Genomic DNA, 17860 nt, shown 5'->3' with positions numbered 1-17860 from the left:
TGTTCTTTCCAGCCTGCGCCATCAATCGAATCGATGAATGAATAAACCACTCTTCAATTTCGGCTCGAACCAGGTTGATTTTGGAGGCATCTGGCCACCATCATCCGCCACGCGCATCAGTTGTGACATCATTGTCTCATGGCACGTGAAAAGCAATCGGTCCGGCACCTGAGTCAGCTTCTCTAATTCAACGACCGTCTTGTTTCCTCCGACAAAATCGACTCTCGCATCCGTACGGATATCTTCAACGTTGAAGTATGGCGTCAGAATATCTCGCTGTAAGATGGCAACGTCGAGCGCCGGGTCTTCTTGCCGTTTCGTCAACTTATAATACTTCCCTCGATAGGCGACTCCGAAGACGCCATGTTCATTCGGCAGGATAAGACGATCCTCCTCCTTGATTATGTATGAAAACGAGAGTCCGTCTAACATATTCTCTACCTCTTCAGGACTTATCGCTGTCAGCACGCGATGATACGGCAAGATTGTCAACTCGTCACTCGGGAAGAGGACACCTAAGAAGTGTGAACGTCCATTCTTTTGAGAACGATCCCCACTCATCCCGGAAACGACCGCTGCCGCTTTCGCACGATGATGTCCATCTGCAATGTAGATCGACGGGATGGTCGCGCCAATCATCATGACACGAGCGAGTTCACGGTTTGGAATCATGAATCCTTCATGCATGACGCCTCGTTCATCCGTGAACGAGAATAACGGGTCTCCGTCAGTCGCTTTATGTAAGATTTGCTTCAAGTTTGCATGTGGAGGATGACTGAGTAGAATCGGACCGGTGTGCGCTCGCGTCGCCCGGACATGCTCGACACGTTCCCGCTCCTTCGTTTCCCGTGTATGTTCGTGAATCTTGATGCGACCGGCTTCATAATCCGCGACTGAAAAGGTGGCGACTAGACCCGTTTGCTGACGTTGTCCCGATGTCAATCGATAGACGTAAAATCCGTTCGGACGTTCCGTCAATTCCTTTTCATAGAGACGTTCTAGCTCATGACGCGCCAGCTCCCCCCACTTCTCAAGGGAAAGGTCAGATTGAAGCGCTTCTGGCTTATCCACTGCTAAAAAGGAATCGGGATTTTCTGAAATGACGGCTTGCGCTTCTTCAATCGATACGACATCATACGGGTCAGCGGCGACACGTTCCGGATGCGTTGGCATATAAGGGCTGAACGGTTTAAATACTACCATAAGGATCCTCCTTAAAATTCCCGGACGCGAATGACGCCCTGTATTTCATACAGCGCATGAATCGATAACGGTTCATGCTCGCTGTTGTCTAAATCAATCAACGTATACGCCATCTCCCCGCGGCTACGATTGACCATGTTATCGATATTCAATCCATGTGAGGCAAGTTCTCCCGTGATTTGACCGACCATGTTCGGGACGTTTCGATGCAAAATCCCAAGACGGCGTTTACCCGTGTATGGAAGCTCGACGTTCGGAAAATTAGCGGACGAACGAATATTCCCTGTCTCGAGATACAATTTCAGCGTCTCCACGGCTTGAATGGCACAGTTGACTTCCGACTCTTTAGTCGATGCACCGAGGTGAGGCAATGCCATGACTTGCGGATGACCGATCAGCGTGTGACGGGGGAAGTCGGTCACATACAGTCCCACATGATGATGGAATGCCTTCAGTAAGTCATCATCTTTCACGAGTTCTCCTCGCGCAAAGTTCAAAACAGTCATCCCCGGTTTCATTCGCTCAAACCAACTCCGGTCGATGCTGAATCGAGTCTCCTCAGTCAAAGGCATATGGATCGACAGTAAATCAACGTTGCCCAGTACTTCACTTAAGTGTTTGGCACGCGTGACATGTTTCGAAATATTCCAAGCGGCATCAACCGAGAGATGAGGGTCGTATCCGATGACATCGACCCCGAGTTGGAGAAGATTGTTGGCTAGCGACGCACCGATGGCTCCCAGACCGATAATCCCCACTTTTTTACCTCGCAACTCCGCTCCGAGGAATTGTCGTTTTTGCAATTCCATCGCTTCTTCTAATTGAGATTGCGATGCGGTAGTCTGTTCATTCACCCAATTGAAACCTTTCACAATAGGTCGTACTGAGAGGATCATGCTTGCAAGGACGAGCTCTTTCACCGCATTTGCATTCGCGCCAGGTGTATGAAACGCGACGATTCCTCGTTTCGCAAGTTGATCGAGCGGAAGGTTGTTGACACCGGCCCCAGCTCTAGCGATGGCGAGAAGATAGGGAGGGATGTCCTCTTCATGGACTTGATGACTTCTCAGTACCCAAGCATCGGCTTGATCCGATGCATTGATGACGTACTCGCTTGGCTCGAATCGTTTCAGACCAGCGGCAGCGATTTGATTAAATGTTTTGATGTGATACATGGGTCTCCTCCTCGAATGCTCTCATGACGTCGACGAGGCGTTCTGCCCCTTCTAGCGGCATCGCATTATATAGACTTGCACGTAAGCCCCCTACCGAACGATGGCCACCGAGTTCGAGCAAGCCACGTTCTAACGCGTATCGCTCAAAGCGCAGATCCAGCTCTTGATTTCCCGTTGTAAATGGGATGTTCGTCAATGAACGACGTTCCCCCGTTACAATTGGAGAAAAACAGGTCGACTCTTCAAGATAGGAATAGATCCTGTCACTTTTTTGACGATTCAATCGTTCCATCGCTTCGACGCCTCCGCAGTCTTCTACCCACTTCAATACACGCTCGGCTACATACATACTAAACGTCGACGGTGTATTGAATAACGTATCGACATGTGATGCATATTGAAGATAACTCGGCAACTGAAGCGACTGAATCAAATCTCGACGGATGATGACGACCGTCAGTCCTGCAGGTCCGATATTCTTCTGGGCTCCGGCATAAATCACCCCGAAGCGCTCCACATCGATCTGCTCGGCTAGAATATTCGAAGAAGCATCTGCAATCAACGGAATATCGACTTCAGGGATATGTGTAAATCGAGTCCCTTCAATCGTGTTGTTCAGTGTCACATGGAGATAGTCCACCTCTTGGACAAGGCTCGATTCAAAAGACATCCCTCCCGTCGCATCTACCAACGGATGAATGACATCGACCTCTCCAAAGTGTTTCGCATCTTCCATCGCTTTTTTAGACCAGATGCCTGTATCCACATAAACGAATCGATTCTGTTTCCGTAAATTCATCGGAATCATGGAAAATTGTAACGTCGCCCCGCCCTGTAGCCAAAGTACGGCATAATTCTCAGGGATATGCATAAGTCTTCTCAGTCTCCATTCAAGAGAGTCGACCACACGTTGGAAAGACGCGGAGCGATGACTCGTTTCGATAATCGAAACGCCTTCATATTCAAACGTCAGAAGATGTTGTTGAATCTCTTGCATCACTTCCGTCGGTAGCATGCCGGGACCCGCAGAGTATGTATACGTCGACACGGTGTTTCCTCCTCTATAGTCTGTCTAAGGGTGTACTCTTCCTTATAGGAAGTGGCATTTCCTGCCTAAAATACAAAATCGCCCTGATTCGAAAATCAGGGCGATTTAATCTCATTATTCTTCGTCCATGGAGAGGACAGACATAAACGCTTCTTGCGGGACTTCGACGGACCCGACCATCTTCATGCGCTTCTTACCTTCTTTTTGTTTCTCGAGGAGTTTCCGTTTACGTGAGATATCTCCTCCGTAACATTTAGCCAAAACGTTTTTACGAAGTGCTTTAATCGTAGAACGTGCGACGATTTTGGTTCCGACAGCCGCTTGGACTGGAACTTCGAACTGCATCCGTGGAATGAGAGCTTTAAGCTTCTCAACAATGACCTTCCCACGTTCGTACGCGAAGTCACGGTGAACGATGAAGCTGAGGGCATCGACGACTTCGTTATTGAGCAAGATATCCATCTTCACGAGACGCGATTGACGGTAGCCGATCAACTCATAATCGAGAGACGCGTAGCCTTTCGTGCTCGATTTCAACTGATCGAAGAAATCATAGACGATTTCACTGAGCGGAATCTCATACGTGATTTTGACGCGAGTCGTATCGATGTATTGCATATCGATGAACGTTCCGCGTTTCTTCTGGCAAAGTTCCATGATGGCACCCACGTAGTCGTTTGGTGTCATGACAGCCGCCTTGACGTATGGCTCTTCAATCGAATCGACCTTTTGTTGCTCTGGCATCTTCGATGGGTTATCGACGTGAATCACTTCGCCTGAAGTCGTCGTCACGTGATAAATTACCGATGGTGCAGTCGTAATCAAGTCGATGTTAAACTCACGTTCAATCCGCTCTTGAATGATTTCCATATGAAGCATGCCGAGGAATCCACAACGGAAACCAAAACCGAGCGCTTGCGATGTCTCTGGTTCAAACTCGAGCGCGGCATCCGAGAGCTGGAGCTTTTCAAGTGCCTCACGAAGATCATTGTACTTAGCCGCATCAATCGGATACAAACCACAGTACACCATCGGGTTCATCTTGCGATAACCAGGTAGCTGACTCGTTGCCGGGTTTTTAGCAAGTGTGATCGTATCCCCGACGCGAACATCTCCGACTGTTTTAATGGATGCAGAAAGCGTACCAACGTCTCCGACGTTCAATTCTTTAACAGAGATCGGTTTTGGCGTCGAGACACCGAGGTCCGTCACTTCGAACGTCTTGCCGGTCGCCATCATTTGAACCTTGTCTCCTACTTTGACTGAACCGTTCACGATACGAATCGATGCGACGACACCGCGGTAAGCGTCATAGTATGAGTCAAAAATCAGTGCTTGCAATGGTTCAGACGGGTCTCCTGTCGGCGGAGGGACAAGTTCCACGATTTGTTCGAGAATCTCTTCAATCCCGATTCCCGCTTTTGCAGAAGTCGGGACCGCGTCACTCGCATCGAGTCCGATGACGTCTTCAATCTCTTGACGGACCCGCTCGACATCCGCTGACGGCAAGTCGATTTTATTGATAACCGGGATGATTTCAAGATCGTTATCGAGTGCTAAATAAACGTTCGCAAGGGTTTGAGCTTCAATTCCTTGCGCTGCGTCGACGACGAGAATCGCACCTTCACATGCCGCAAGCGAACGTGACACTTCATATGTGAAGTCGACGTGTCCTGGCGTGTCGATCAAGTGAAGAATATACTCTTCTCCGTCTTTCGCCGTATAGTTCAATTTGACGGCGTTCAATTTGATTGTAATTCCACGCTCACGCTCCAAGTCCATCGCGTCAAGCGTCTGCTCTTTCATCTCACGAGCCGTGAGTGCACCAGTCTTCTCAAGAATCCGGTCAGCGAGCGTCGACTTTCCATGATCGATGTGCGCGATGATGGAAAAGTTACGAATCTTCTTCTGACGATTCTCTAATTCTTGTTTGTTCATATATGGGTTCACCTATCCTTCTCATGCATACCGTGTCATTATATCAAAATCCTAAAGTAATGTGTACGACCTACTACAACAATACCACAGATAGTTTTCAGAATAATCATCAAGTGGTTGCTTTTCATATAACCGTTTGCTACAATTGTGCTTGTTCTGTTGAATGATTACTTGAAGTAATAAGAACATACACTTTCTTGTTTCAGGAGGTGACAAACAATGGCAAACATCAAATCAGCAATCAAACGTGCAAAAACTTCTGAAAAACGTCGTGTTGCGAACTCACAAGAGAAAGCGGCAATGCGTACAGCAGTAAAACGTGTTGATGCTCTCGTACTCGAAGGAAACAAAGAAGCTGCTCAAGAAGCTTTCGTTCTCGCTACGAAGAAGCTCGACAAGGCTGCATCAAAAGGTCTTATCCACAAAAACAAAGCAGGTCGTGATAAATCACGCCTCGCAGCTCGTATCGCTGCTCTCTAATTAGAGATCACACGAAACAGCCGCCTCCTATTCGGAGCCGGCTGTTTTTTTGTATACCATGACGTAGTGTGGGCCAATCCCAGGGATGTCGAACGGCTCCCCGATTCGTGTAAGTCCATTTCGTTCATAGAAACGGACAGCCACTTCTCTCGCATTACACCACCATGAACTCCTCAGTTCATCATGGAGTGCCTGTAAAAATCGAGAGCCGATTCCTTGTCCCGAAACATGAGGATCCGTCGCCATGCCACGGAGTTGGAGCGGAATCTTCACACCCTCGATTTGTTTCGGGGACAGCATGACTGTAGCGACCGATAGCACTCGATCGCCTTCAACCCAAGCGAAGTGTCGCGTCGTCGGCACCTCATCCCCTTCAAAATAGCATGTCTCAACGTCTTTTCCTGGTCTGAGCACAACATGACGGAGTGGGATCACGTCTTGAAGCGTCACTTGTTTGAATCCCATTCCCTCACCTCACAATAAGGCCAGTTGACAAACGAGCGTATCGAAAACGATCTGTTTGTCACCTCGTCCTGTTTTCATGGCCTCGTCCGCGTCTGCAATCAATGTCAACGCACGTGCGAGCTGAGCCTCTGAAAAGCCGCGACTCGCTTGTGTCGCCAATTTGATTGTATACGGGTGGGCCCCGATTTTCGATGCGATTTGCTTTTCTCCATAACCTGCCTCTGTCAACTGTTTTGACAGGTACATGTTCCGATATTGTCTAGCAAGCAACCCGAGTAGTCCAATCAGTTCTTGCCCTTGTTTTTCTAAATCCCGAACCAATCGAAGCGCTGCATCTGCTTGACGTTTGACGAGAATCTCCGAGAGTTGAAAGACGTTATCTTCTAATGTACGGGGAACTAAATCATTCACAATCTCAATCGGAATCGTCGCACCCGTTCCCGCGTACAACTGTAGCTTCTCTAATTCACGAACCAACTTTCCCCAATCATCCTGACATAGGAATAAAAGACGCTCCATCGTAGAACGCTCCATCTTTTGTTGTTCACGACTCAATGCATCGTTCACGTATCGCATCAGTTCGTTTTGGCTCGGTTTTTTCGCTTCGAGTACGATGGCACGCTCTTTCAAGCGCTTCACGATTTTCTTCCGCTCATCGAGTTTTTCTGACTCAACAATTAAGACAAGAACCGAGTAAGTCGCCGGTTGCACGACATATTCCGCCAGACGGTCGACATTGTGCTTTTGCTTCTCTTTCGCACCCGTTAAGAACTGGGCATTTTTCACGATAACCGTGCGATACTCACTAAAGAAAGGGACCGTCTCCGCTTCATCAAGCGCCGTATCGAGTGACGTCTCTTGAAGATCTAGTTGCATGACATCAAATTGATCACCGGATGGATTGGCCGCTTTCACGATTTCACGTTCCCACGTCTCTAACAAATATTTTTCGGTGCCATGGAGAACATAGACGCTCGCCAGTTTTCCATTATGTAACCACGGTTCATTCAAAACACACACCACTTTCACAATTTATTCTCATCTAAACATAGATTATCTTCCCATGATTCGCTATACTTATAAAAGAAGTATGATAAGGAGGGACCTAATATGCAAATCAACTCAGTACGCCCACCGAGTGAAAACCCGTTTGAAAATGACGTTCAATGCAAACGTAATGACGCCATCGACTCTGCGATCGGCTTCATCGTCCCATTTGGCTTTTTCTTCACGATTTTCTTCATCGGTGTCATCATCAAGTTCTTAAGTCTATAAGTGTTCAAACGATTGCCCCGGGGGAGCAATCGTTTTTTAGTGTATCACATTTTATCCCGTACTACTCGATGATCCCCCGACACATGTTCTCTTCACAGACAATCATCCCGTTCAAATCGGTTCGTAATAGACGTCTGCCCACAACCCGTCGTAACGTCTCCTCGTGCGGATGTCCATACCGATTGTTCGAACCGACACTCGCAATGACCCATTCTGGATCGATTCGCTCAAGCAGCTCTTCCCCCGACGACGTGTTGGATCCGTGATGCCCTAATTTAAATACGTCGACGTCAAGCGTCGGTAACTCTGCTTCTCCCTCTATCGGCAAATCTCCTGTTAATAGATACCGCATGCCACCTACATTCATGTAAAGGCTAATCGAATGATCATTTTCATCCTCATGTCGCCGATTCGGTGCCACAATCCACATCCATGGCGTCGGACGATCGTCCGCCTTGAGATAACGGACCGATACATCATAGACCGCAGCTAAGTGTAGCAACTCTTCTCGTTTTTCAGCATTCGCCACTTCTTTTGATATCCAAAGTTCTTCCACCGTCACCACTTTCAATAATCCCTCTAATCCGCCGATGTGGTCATGATCCGCATGAGTCAACAGGACAAAATCAAGCGAGCGCTCCCCACGTTTCCATAGATAAGGAGCCAATACATCTTCACCCGGGTCAAACGTGCTTCGCTTTTGTTCGTTTGGATCTTGAAATACGCCCCCTACATCAATGACACCAACCGTTCTTCCCGATTCTACGATGATTGCATCACCTTGCCCGACATCCAAAAAGGTCACCCGTGAGGATTCCGCCCATTCCGACCATCCCGCAATCAACCCACATGTCATGATGGCCGCCCCCCATCCGATCCAACGTTTTCGATTCATCAGCGTTAAGCTTCCCCACAATCCTAGCAACAATGCGATTTGCGACGGCAATGCCAGATCGTGCAACGGAATCCAAGGTCGTAAATCATCGTGGAGGGCGAACATTCCATTGATCGCATCCAACACAATCATGAACAACGGGGCAATCGAAGGAATCAGCCATGTGACAAATGCGAGTGGCATGATGACCCACGAGATACAGATGGCCATCAAGAGATTCCATATCGGTGCCGCGACGGATAGAACCGGTTGAACTTGCCATAGAACAATCAACCCGAACAGCTGTGCGAAAATGGACAACTCCATGAGTCCTGTCCAGATTTGTCTCGTGACTAACAAAAAGAAGGTCATCCCGATCGTCAACTGGAAACCCAGATTCGTGAGAAGGAACGGTTGAACAGCCAACATGCCCGCCGCACACCAACTTAAGAGTCGAATCGGGTCTCGAACCGTCACACCGAATAGAGAGATAAAGAGGATCACATCTGCGACGACAACAGCTCTTGCGACAGGTGGAGAAAAACCAGTCATCCATCCGAATACCGTAATACTAAAGATCATCAATATCGTCTTCGTCTCACGTCGAATAGGGATCAGGTGCAACAATACGCGCATGGCCACAATCAACATGGCAATATGCGAACCGGAAATCACAAGAAGGTGAAGAAGGCCCGTCACACGATAAGAAAACGAGGTCTGTTCATCTAGCATTCGACTCTCCCCGAACAATAATGCCTCCATATATAATGCGACATCCTCACGATGACGATGCTCAATTTGTTGAAGTTGTTGTTCTTTCCAACGCAACAACCGACCGCCCCATCCTGCTGTCGGACGACACGCATCGATTCGTTTCACCTTTCCTTTGAAGGATACGTTTGAACTCAGCGCCCAATCCCGTTCATCAAATCCTCCGGTGTTTCGTAACGGTTGAAACGCCTCTACTTCGATTTGCATAAGGCACGTCTCCCCAGGTCGTCCGTGTTCTAATTCGCGTCCTCGTAAAACGCCCTGAAGATCGTCTACGTTCCCGTATAGTCTTACCGATTTCCCATTCTCTTTTCGACTTTCGATTGAGAAGGCAATCGTGTCTCGCGATAACGATTCTATAGGGGTCGTATGGAACGATGCGATGCAGATGAACCCAATCACACCGGCTTTCGCATATAAGCCTTGTCCACGTCGAGTAAATAGATAGAAGACAAAAGCGACCACGGAGACCCAATAGAATCCTTCTGTCAGACCGGTTACAATGAGTACCGCAAATAATGGAAACAGCGGCATCCTATGGCACCAATAAATATGGCTTCATACTTTCTAATGTCTTTTCGCCGAACCCCTTCACATCACCTAGCGCTTCATATGTTTTAAATGGACCGTTCGCTTTCAGATGATTTAAAATCGCCTCGGCTTTGGCTGGACCAATTCCCGGAACAGTCATTAGTTCCTCTTTCGTCGCACTGTTGACATGAACACCGTTCGTCTCCATCTCGGGACTCGGTGAGTCTTGCGAAATCGGCGTCGCTCCTTTTTTCGGAACGATGATTTTGACTCCATCTACTAATAGTTGTGCCAAATTTAACTGTTCTGGGTCAGCTTCATCTGTCAGGACTGCTAAAGACAACACATCGCCCACCCTTGCCCCTTCTGGTACGGTATACACGTTCGGAGATTCAACCGCACCTGTCACGTACACAACGAGCTCCATACGCTCTGGTGTCGTGGTCGGTGTGACCTCCTCAGGTTCTATGACGAATTCATCCACCATTCGTTGCTCCGGTTCCTTTTGATAAAACAAATAGCCTACTCCTAAAAATAGAACGACTATTAGACCAATGACGAGTTGTTTCCACCTTTCCAAACGTATCACCACCCCGTTCGACTGTTACGTTGAGTATGCCGAATCAGCTGTTTCGAAACACGTCTCCTTCTTCTCCACATTCGTGTCATTAGGAAATGATTTGTTTGGAAGTTATATATCACACTCATACATGCAACGGTATTCAATCACATAATTTTAATGCATGGGTTATAGAATGACGGAAAAAACGGAGACCACCACGTGGCCTCCGTTCCTACTGTTCACTGTTCGATTATTCTTCTTCGAAATGCTGAACCTGGTCAGCGAGCGCCGCTGCCTGTCCTTCTAACTCTTGCATTAACGTAAAGATTTGATCAAAGCTCGCTTGCTGTTCTTTCATCGAGGCTGCCACTTCTTCGTTTCCTGCGGCTAACTCTTCCGTCACGCCAGATACTTCTTCGACCCGACGTAAGACGTTGTTTACCTCGTTACTCGATGTGCGCATCTCTTGTTCAATCGTACGCACGAACGAGGCGACGTGGTCTGTCCGTTCATGGATTCGGTTGAACGCTTCTTTCGTTAATCCGAACGCTTCCAGCTGAGCCTCTTGTTCACGTTTTGACTCGTTCACCGTTTCCGTCAAACGTACGACTTCTTGCTGGATCGTCTCGACGACGTGGAAAATGGATCGAGTCGCCTTGTTGCTTTCTTCCGCCAACTTCTTCACTTCACTTGCAACGACAGCAAATCCTCGTCCCGCTTCTCCCGCACGGGCTGCCTCGATTGCTGCATTGAGAGCAAGTAAATTCGTCTGAGCCGCGACATCTTCGACGAGCTCCGCCATCGCCTCAATCTCAGCAGTTTGTCTTGCAAAGTGGTCCATGCGCGAAACAAGCACTTCATTCCGTTCGCTTGAACGATCTAAAATATGCTCTTGGTCGGTTAATGTTTCAATTCCAGCCGCCACTTCACGTGTCATTTCTGACGTTTCTTCCGTCGTCTGTTTCGTCTGGTTCAAGCTCGTCTCAAATGAAGTTGCCATCGTATGCACAGAGCTGAGCGTTTCTTGCAGTTCGTTTGCAATTGACTGTGCTCCGTGTGCCATTTCATCAACTGCGTTCGTAATGTTAGAAGTTGTACTCACGACCGCTTCATTTTCGGCCGCTGCTGTTTCGGTCATACCGTTCACTTTCATTGATGTGACTCGAATCGAACCAATCACCGTCTGAAGTGATGCCGTCATATCACGCATGGCACGTTCAAGACGCCCGATTTCATCATTCCGCGTCGACTCAGGGAGCGTGACGAGACGTCCGGCCGCAATCGCTTCTGCCACTTTGACATTTCGCTCGAGTGGTCGGGTGATCGAACGGGCAAAGAAGAAGTTATAGATTCCGAGCGCAAGAATGACAAGAATCGTCAAAAGGACCGAAATCAACAAGAGACGTTCCGTCTCATTTGCCGCCTCTACTTGAAGCGCCTCATAGAATGAACCGTTCTTTGCAATCAATGTATTGATATCGTTTAACAAACCTTCTAGTTTCGCTGCCTGTATCCGAGCTCCGATACCGCCCTCAAGTGCCGACTCGACATCTTCGTTCACCTGTTCGTACTTCATCGTGGCACGGTCTAAATGATTTGAAAATGCCGGAATCAAATAAGACTGTTTTAAATCATCAAATGTTTCCGCGTTCATCACACGGATGCGCTCTAGTTGAGTCAATGTAGATTGGTTCGACTGTTCGCCAAGTGACGTCCAGAGTGACTGCTCTTGTAAGAGTGACGTTTCAAGTTGAGACAATTCAATCATTTGACTCCCATATTTCTCGTTATACGTTTGCAAGCGATTCAAAGTAGACAAGACATAACTCATCATCAGTACGATTAAGATGACAGTGAACACAGTTGAGAAGATAAAACGTTTACGTAAACTCATTTAAGTGTTCCCTCCTTCAACTGGCGTTCTACTGATTCATACTCAGATGTTTCTTTTTCATCCCATTGAATGCGACGAAGTGGGGCCAAGCCTACGCCACCTTCCTCAATTCCAAGAATGACATGTTCATTAAACGGTTTTTCGGTCACACGACCCGCGATTTCCACAATCGCCAAATCGACTTGTTTCAACATCGACGTCACAACCGCATCCGGTGCAATCATCGATTGATCACTATCGACCCCGATTGCCTTGACGCCATATTTTTCAGCCGTCTCGAGTACACCGACTCCTGTAAGTCCAGCTGCAGCATACAGAACATCTGCTCCCGCTTTAATTTGTTTCTCAGCGAGTTCGCGACCGAGCTCTGGTGAAGCAAAATCATTCGAGAAATCAACGAGCATCTCGACATCTTCGTTCACCGCTTTAGCGCCACGTTCAAATCCTGCTTCAAATTTTTGAATGAGTTCCATATCCATCCCACCGATAAATCCAATCGTATCGGACTCTGTCTCAAGACCAGCCACTGCGCCGGCGAGCGTACTTCCCTCTCCCTCTTCGAACGTGATATTCAAGACGTTCGGAAGTTCGGACACGCCATCGATCAAAGCGAATTGCTGTTCCGGATGTTCAGCCGCTACGGCCTCTAAGTCTTCTTGACACGCAAAACCGAGACCGACAATTACGTCATGTCCCTCTTTTACCAATTCTTCAAAACCAACTTTGTATGTCTCCGTTTCGGATAGTTCACGATAATCAACGAACCAATCGCCCGTTTCACGTAGCTCACCCATCCCACGCATAGCTGCGTCACTGAACGATTGGTCCCCGAGACCAACGTCAGATAGAACAACTCCCATCGTCTGTCGTTCATCGACAGTGGCACTTGGATTGTCGATAACTGACTGACAACCGGACAACCAAAGGGTGCAAGCCGTGATTGTACTGAGCATTATACTTTTCTTCATATATTCAATACTCCCTCTCTCTAATGGTCTGACAACACTTATATCGACCGAGAAAGGGTTATTCTACATTATTTTTTTTAAAAGTTGTGGCAATAAAAAAAGCCATAGACATCGTCCATGGCTTCTTACACTTATTCTTTTGAAGCAGCAACCGTCGTATCAGCTAATTCACGCTCCGGTGTAGGAGCTGTTGCAACGTTCCCTTTCCCCGCAAAGTTCTCGAGCAAGTCTTTCATATCAATGCCCGAAGAAGCTTTTAATGTTTGTTGAAGCGACGCCATGAGGTCGGTTGCGTAACCTGTCACTTTCCCGGCACCGCCGTTTTGACCACTCCCCGTGTCGACGACCGTAATCTGATCGATGTTTCCAAGTGGCGATGCAATTTCTTTCGCATAATCAGGAAGCATCTTGACGACCATATCGAGAATCGCAGCCTGCCCGTATTGCGCGAAGGCTTCGGCAATCTTCTCTTTCGCTTCCGCTTCGGCAAGACCGGTCAAGCGGATAATTTCAGCTTCTGCCTCACCTTTCGCACGTTCAGAATCCGCTTCTGCAAGACCTGCCAAACGTACGCGTTCCGCATCGGCTTTCGCCTGTGCTTCAATACGATACTTCTCTGCATCCGCACTTGCGATTTGACGTGCCTTATCCGCAGCGGCAGACTGTTCAATCGAGTATCGATCCGCATCGGCTTTTTTCTTCACTTCTGAATCATATTGTTTCTCACGACGCATGATTTCTTTCTCTTCGAGCTCGATTTGCTTTTGACGCTCGATGATTTGAACTTGCATCTGCTGTTCAGTGACTTCTTGTTTCGCACGCGCTTCCTCAAGCTCATACGCTTGGTCGGCCCGCGCTTTGGCAACATCTTGCTCACGGCGATAAGCCGCAATCCGAAGTTGGTTCTCTTTCTCAGCTTCCGCGATTTCAGACGCACGCTCAAGCTCGGCCTTCTTCGCATCTTTCATTGCTTCCGCCTGTTTGATGCGCGTCTCTTTATCCGCTTCTGCTGTCGCGATATCAGCATCACGCTTCACTTGGGCGATACGCGGTTTCCCTAGCGATTCCAAGTATCCGTTCTTATCTCGTACGTCTTTGATGGTGAATGATACGATGACTAGCCCCATCTTCGCTAAGTCTTGTGATGCAACTCGTTGAACTTCTTGCGAAAACTTGTCACGGTTCTTATAGATTTCTTCAACGGTCATAGAGCCTAAAATCGAGCGCAAATGGCCTTCTAACACTTCTTTTGCTTCATTTTCACGTTCAATCTTCGGTTTTCCGAGGAACTGCTCAGCCGCTGTCGCGATTTCACTGATCGATCCGCCGATTTTAATGATGGCTGTTCCGTCCGCCATGACCGGGACACCCTGTTCTGTATACACTTCAGGTGTCGTGACCTCTAATTTGCTTGAGAGCAAGCTGAGCGGTTCTGCTTGCTGGAATACTGGGAAGACGAATGTCCCGCCGCCACGAATGATTTTGACGCGGTTACCGGATGTATCGCTATGTACATTTTTCTTGCCTAAATAACTACCTGTCACAATCAGTGCCTCATCTGGTCCGACTGTGCGATATTTTAGTACGAATACAAACACAAGTGCGAGAATGATGACCCCAACGATAATGCTGACTAAAATAGCCGTATTCATGTGTTATATCTCCTCTCGAATTGTAGGTTCGTCATATGGCATGACGATTGCGATATTGCCTTTTACTTCAATGATGACTACCCGATGATCTGTCGAAATCGATGTACCGTCTAAGCTTTGAGCCGTCTTCAAAAGCGATCCCGTCACTGTCTCAATCAAGACTTCACCGTATCCGCCTTCAGGAATGGGCACGGTCAATCGTCCGACACGTCCAACTAATGCCTCATCCGTCAAACCAATGGACTCTTCCGCATTTGAGAGCGGTAAGAGAACAAACAAATACAGAAGCGTCGTCAGAGCAAGAGACCCGACCAATGCGACAGCGAGCCCAATCATCGGGGAAACGTGAGCCAATGCGTTTAAGATGAGCCCAATTCCTGCCCCTAGTGCTAAGAAAGATAGGATGACTGCAGGGTTGAACCAACCTTCAAACATATCGAACGCATCGGAAAACATCATGTAAATAAAGGTTCCAAGACCAGCGATGATCAACACCCACCAATAAAGTTGATCGATTGCCTCCATTACCACCCCTCCTGTCGACGTTTTTGTTCCATCATCAGTACGCGTCGAAGTTGTTCGACTTCTAATGCAAGCCGATCTTCAATTTCATCCCACTCCGACAGTGATGAAGTGGATAAGTCGTTCACTTCTCGAACTCGACCAATGGAACGTTCAATCCGTCGCCGATTGTATATGTCGACAAGTTCTTGTCGTTCGAGTCGCATCCTGTTTAAAAAATATTCCACTTCCTTTTGAACTTGAACGACTTGATCCGTCACGCCCTCAGAAGAATCTTGCATCAGTAGCCGACGCACTCTCACTTGATGAGCTACTAATTTAGCAATTCTCGACTCGAGTTCGAGAATGTGCTTGTATAATTCCTCTACCTCATCTCGTTGCGTGTCATCGCGCCACCACACGTCCACCTCACCTCACTTTTCTCTACTCACCTCCGTATACGATAAAACCTCATCTTCGGTTTCAAAAAATCATAAAAAAATGTAAAATGAATTTGCCAGACAGAAAGGAAGTGCTCATGTTGGGCAACCAAGTCATTAAGCTATCAACCGCATCACAAGAAAAACTAAAAAAGATGTACCATGAGTATGCAGTCGCGCCACCACCATATGCGACATTCAGCGCCAAGACACCAGGATTTGTCGTAACGGTTTATCAATCAGGGAAAGTGATGTTCCAAGGAAAAGATGCTGAGACCGAGGCAGTGAAATGGGGACTGCCTGCTGAGAAGAAACAAGCATCCGCACCGAACACCCTCTTACCTGAAGGATTTTCAAGTTGGTCTGTCATTGGAAGCGACGAGGTCGGAAAAGGAGACTACTTCGGACCACTCGTCGTCGTAGCGGCTTTTGTCTCACGCGATCAAATCGCACTCGTCAAAGAACTCGGCGTGAAAGATTCCAAACAGTTATCCGACCCTGAAATCATCCGGATTGCGAAGGATTTACACGCTACGATTCCTTATCAAAAAGCGACACTGCATAATCCAACATATAACAACATGCAACGGACGATGACACAAGGTAAAATGACCGCCATCGCCCATAATGCTGCACTTCGAGCGTTGCTTGAGAAAATCGGACAGAAACCCGATGCCATTCTAATCGATCAATTCGCAGAGAAGTGGGTATACTATCAACACTTGCGGGCAGAGCGCGATATCGTGCGCGACGATGTCTACTTTTCAACCAAGGCAGAAGGTCTTCATGTCGCCGTCGCAGCTGCTTCCATTTTAGCTCGCGCCTTCTTCTTAAAAGAAATGGACAAACTAAGTAAACAAGTAGGATTGACCCTCCCGAAAGGGGCAGGCGCAAAAGTCGACCAAGTCGCCGCTCAAATCATTCGAGGTCATGGACAGGATTATTTACAAAAGATTGCTAAAGTCCATTTTGCGAATACAAAGAAAGCCATCAACTTGAATGAACGTCGTTTGTAGAGCTTCGACATCAAGTATGATATACTCGTTTTACGGTTAAATGAACTTAAAATTTTTGGAGGATAGCGTTCATGTTGCATTATAAAACCTACACGATTAGTGATGACCATCCTTGGGTCATCTTTATACATGGGGCCGGAGGAAGTTTATCGCATTGGTATCGCCAACTTCGTCCCTTCCGTAAAAAATATAATGTCCTGCTCGTCGATTTACGCGGTCATGGCGGTTCATACGATGCTGAACAGTCGCTCAAACAACCATTGAATGCCTATACGTTTGATGTCGTTGCCAAAGACGTGATTGAAGTGATGGATCACTTAGGTATCGAAAAAGGGCACATGGTCGGTCTTTCTTTAGGGACGATTGTGATTCAGGCGATGTTTGAGCACTATCCGGATCGAATCGCATCAGTCGTCCTCGGCGGAGCCATTGTAAAATTTAATGTGCGCTCCACGTTGCTCATCCGACTTGGTAGTCTCGTGCAAAACTTCGTCCCCTATATGTGGTTATATAAATTATTCGCATGGATTTTACTCCCGAAGAAGCGTCACAAAAAGTCTCGGATGATGTTCGTCCGCGATGCGGCGAACTTATGTCAACGTGAGTTTATCCGTTGGTTCAAGATGACGGAAAATATTAATCCTTTATTGAATCAGTTCACTTCGATTCAAACGAACGTCCCGATTTTGTATATTATGGGTGATGAGGATTATATGTTTCTTGAAGCTGTCGAGCGGACAGCGAAACATCAACCGACAGCCAATGTTGAAATCGTTGCAGACTCTGGTCATGTGGTCAATGTAGACCAACCCGATCAATTCAATGCATTGTCGATGAATTTTATAGACGATCAGATTCAAACACGCTCATTACAAATGAGCTAATTCAGGACGCCACTGGGCTTCCTGAATTTTTTTGTATTTATTTTCAGAAAATATTGATTATTACAAAAATAGATGGTATTCTTTAGCAAATCCAACGAAGAGGAGATGCTCGAAATGTCCAATCCCGTACATATGAACAGCCTGCTGATTATTATTCGACTGAGGGACTGAAATCGTTTTGTT

At 47.3% G+C, this 17860-nt stretch carries 17 protein-coding genes; 4 read left to right on the top strand and 13 right to left on the bottom strand.

Features of this window, described 5'->3' with window-relative positions; all coding sequences use genetic code 11:
- Positions 1-21: 21 nt before the first annotated feature.
- From KNO69_RS04535 to lepA, 4 genes are all read right to left on the bottom strand, one after another.
- Positions 22-1203, bottom strand: coding sequence for a DUF1015 domain-containing protein (locus KNO69_RS04535; RefSeq protein ID WP_214816307.1), 1182 nt, complete (start codon positions 1201-1203; stop codon positions 22-24).
- 11 nt (positions 1204-1214) lie between these two features.
- Positions 1215-2378: a phosphoglycerate dehydrogenase gene (locus KNO69_RS04530; protein ID WP_078147167.1), complete on the bottom strand. Its 1164-nt coding sequence runs from the start codon at positions 2376-2378 to the stop codon at positions 1215-1217.
- Positions 2356-3426 carry a 3-phosphoserine/phosphohydroxythreonine transaminase gene (gene serC / locus KNO69_RS04525; protein ID WP_078147168.1) on the bottom strand — a complete coding sequence of 357 codons (1071 nt, stop codon included), beginning with the start codon at positions 3424-3426 and terminating at the stop codon, positions 2356-2358. The genes KNO69_RS04530 and serC overlap by 23 nt, the downstream gene beginning before the upstream one ends.
- Positions 3427-3540: 114 nt before the next feature.
- On the bottom strand, positions 3541-5364 hold the full coding sequence (gene lepA / locus KNO69_RS04520) for a translation elongation factor 4 (protein ID WP_012726674.1): 1824 nt from the start codon (positions 5362-5364) through the stop codon (positions 3541-3543).
- A 219-nt stretch (positions 5365-5583) separates the two neighbouring features.
- On the opposite strand from lepA, the gene rpsT reads away from it, so the two are divergent.
- The gene (gene rpsT / locus KNO69_RS04515) at positions 5584-5844 is read left to right on the top strand and encodes a 30S ribosomal protein S20 (protein WP_012726675.1); all 261 of its coding nucleotides are present in this window, start codon (positions 5584-5586) and stop codon (positions 5842-5844) included.
- 27 nt (positions 5845-5871) lie between these two features.
- Here rpsT and KNO69_RS04510 read toward each other — a convergent pair whose 3' ends face one another.
- Positions 5872-6309, bottom strand: coding sequence for a GNAT family N-acetyltransferase (locus KNO69_RS04510; RefSeq protein WP_078147169.1), 438 nt, complete (start codon positions 6307-6309; stop codon positions 5872-5874).
- A 9-nt stretch (positions 6310-6318) separates the two neighbouring features.
- Complete coding sequence (gene holA, locus KNO69_RS04505; protein ID WP_264093061.1) at positions 6319-7329, bottom strand: DNA polymerase III subunit delta; 1011 nt, start codon at positions 7327-7329, stop codon at positions 6319-6321.
- 90 nt (positions 7330-7419) lie between these two features.
- On the opposite strand from holA, the gene KNO69_RS04500 reads away from it, so the two are divergent.
- Complete coding sequence (locus tag KNO69_RS04500) at positions 7420-7584, top strand: YqzM family protein (RefSeq protein ID WP_012726678.1); 165 nt, start codon at positions 7420-7422, stop codon at positions 7582-7584.
- A gap of 61 nt (positions 7585-7645) precedes the next feature.
- Here the strand turns inward: KNO69_RS04500 and KNO69_RS04495 are convergent, their stop codons facing one another.
- The 7 genes from KNO69_RS04495 to KNO69_RS04465 form a co-directional block, all read right to left on the bottom strand.
- Entirely contained in the window at positions 7646-9763 is a 2118-nt protein-coding gene (locus tag KNO69_RS04495) for a DNA internalization-related competence protein ComEC/Rec2 (RefSeq protein ID WP_214816304.1), read from the bottom strand.
- A gap of 1 nt (position 9764) precedes the next feature.
- Positions 9765-10349 (bottom strand): helix-hairpin-helix domain-containing protein, encoded by a 585-nt coding sequence (locus tag KNO69_RS04490; RefSeq protein ID WP_353047487.1) that lies wholly within the window; start codon positions 10347-10349, stop codon positions 9765-9767.
- Between the two features lie 223 nt (positions 10350-10572).
- Complete coding sequence (locus KNO69_RS04485; RefSeq protein WP_214816298.1) at positions 10573-12216, bottom strand: methyl-accepting chemotaxis protein; 1644 nt, start codon at positions 12214-12216, stop codon at positions 10573-10575.
- Positions 12213-13184, bottom strand: coding sequence for a BMP family lipoprotein (locus KNO69_RS04480; RefSeq protein WP_214757463.1), 972 nt, complete (start codon positions 13182-13184; stop codon positions 12213-12215). The genes KNO69_RS04485 and KNO69_RS04480 overlap by 4 nt, the downstream gene beginning before the upstream one ends.
- A 131-nt stretch (positions 13185-13315) precedes the next feature.
- Positions 13316-14836 (bottom strand): flotillin lipid rafts scaffold protein FloT, encoded by a 1521-nt coding sequence (locus KNO69_RS04475; protein ID WP_074036561.1) that lies wholly within the window; start codon positions 14834-14836, stop codon positions 13316-13318.
- A 3-nt stretch (positions 14837-14839) separates the two neighbouring features.
- Positions 14840-15361: an NfeD family protein gene (locus tag KNO69_RS04470; protein ID WP_214781542.1), complete on the bottom strand. Its 522-nt coding sequence runs from the start codon at positions 15359-15361 to the stop codon at positions 14840-14842.
- The gene (locus KNO69_RS04465; RefSeq protein WP_214781544.1) at positions 15361-15759 is read right to left on the bottom strand and encodes a hypothetical protein; all 399 of its coding nucleotides are present in this window, start codon (positions 15757-15759) and stop codon (positions 15361-15363) included. The genes KNO69_RS04470 and KNO69_RS04465 overlap by 1 nt, the downstream gene beginning before the upstream one ends.
- Positions 15760-15878: 119 nt before the next feature.
- Between KNO69_RS04465 and rnhC the strand changes: the two genes are divergently transcribed.
- Together rnhC and KNO69_RS04455 are read left to right on the top strand one after the other, a co-directional pair.
- Positions 15879-16793, top strand: a complete 915-nt coding sequence (rnhC, locus tag KNO69_RS04460) for a ribonuclease HIII (RefSeq protein WP_483297356.1) — start codon at positions 15879-15881, stop codon at positions 16791-16793.
- 71 nt (positions 16794-16864) lie between these two features.
- Positions 16865-17677, top strand: a complete 813-nt coding sequence (locus tag KNO69_RS04455) for an alpha/beta fold hydrolase (protein ID WP_214816292.1) — start codon at positions 16865-16867, stop codon at positions 17675-17677.
- Positions 17678-17860 lie beyond the last annotated feature (183 nt).

Origin of the sequence: Exiguobacterium sp. s131, from assembly GCF_018617345.1 — a bacterium.
Classification (GTDB): Bacteria; Bacillota; Bacilli; order Exiguobacteriales; family Exiguobacteriaceae; genus Exiguobacterium; species Exiguobacterium profundum.
Note: the sequence above shows the minus strand (reverse complement) of the source record. Positions and strands in the feature narration are given on the sequence as shown.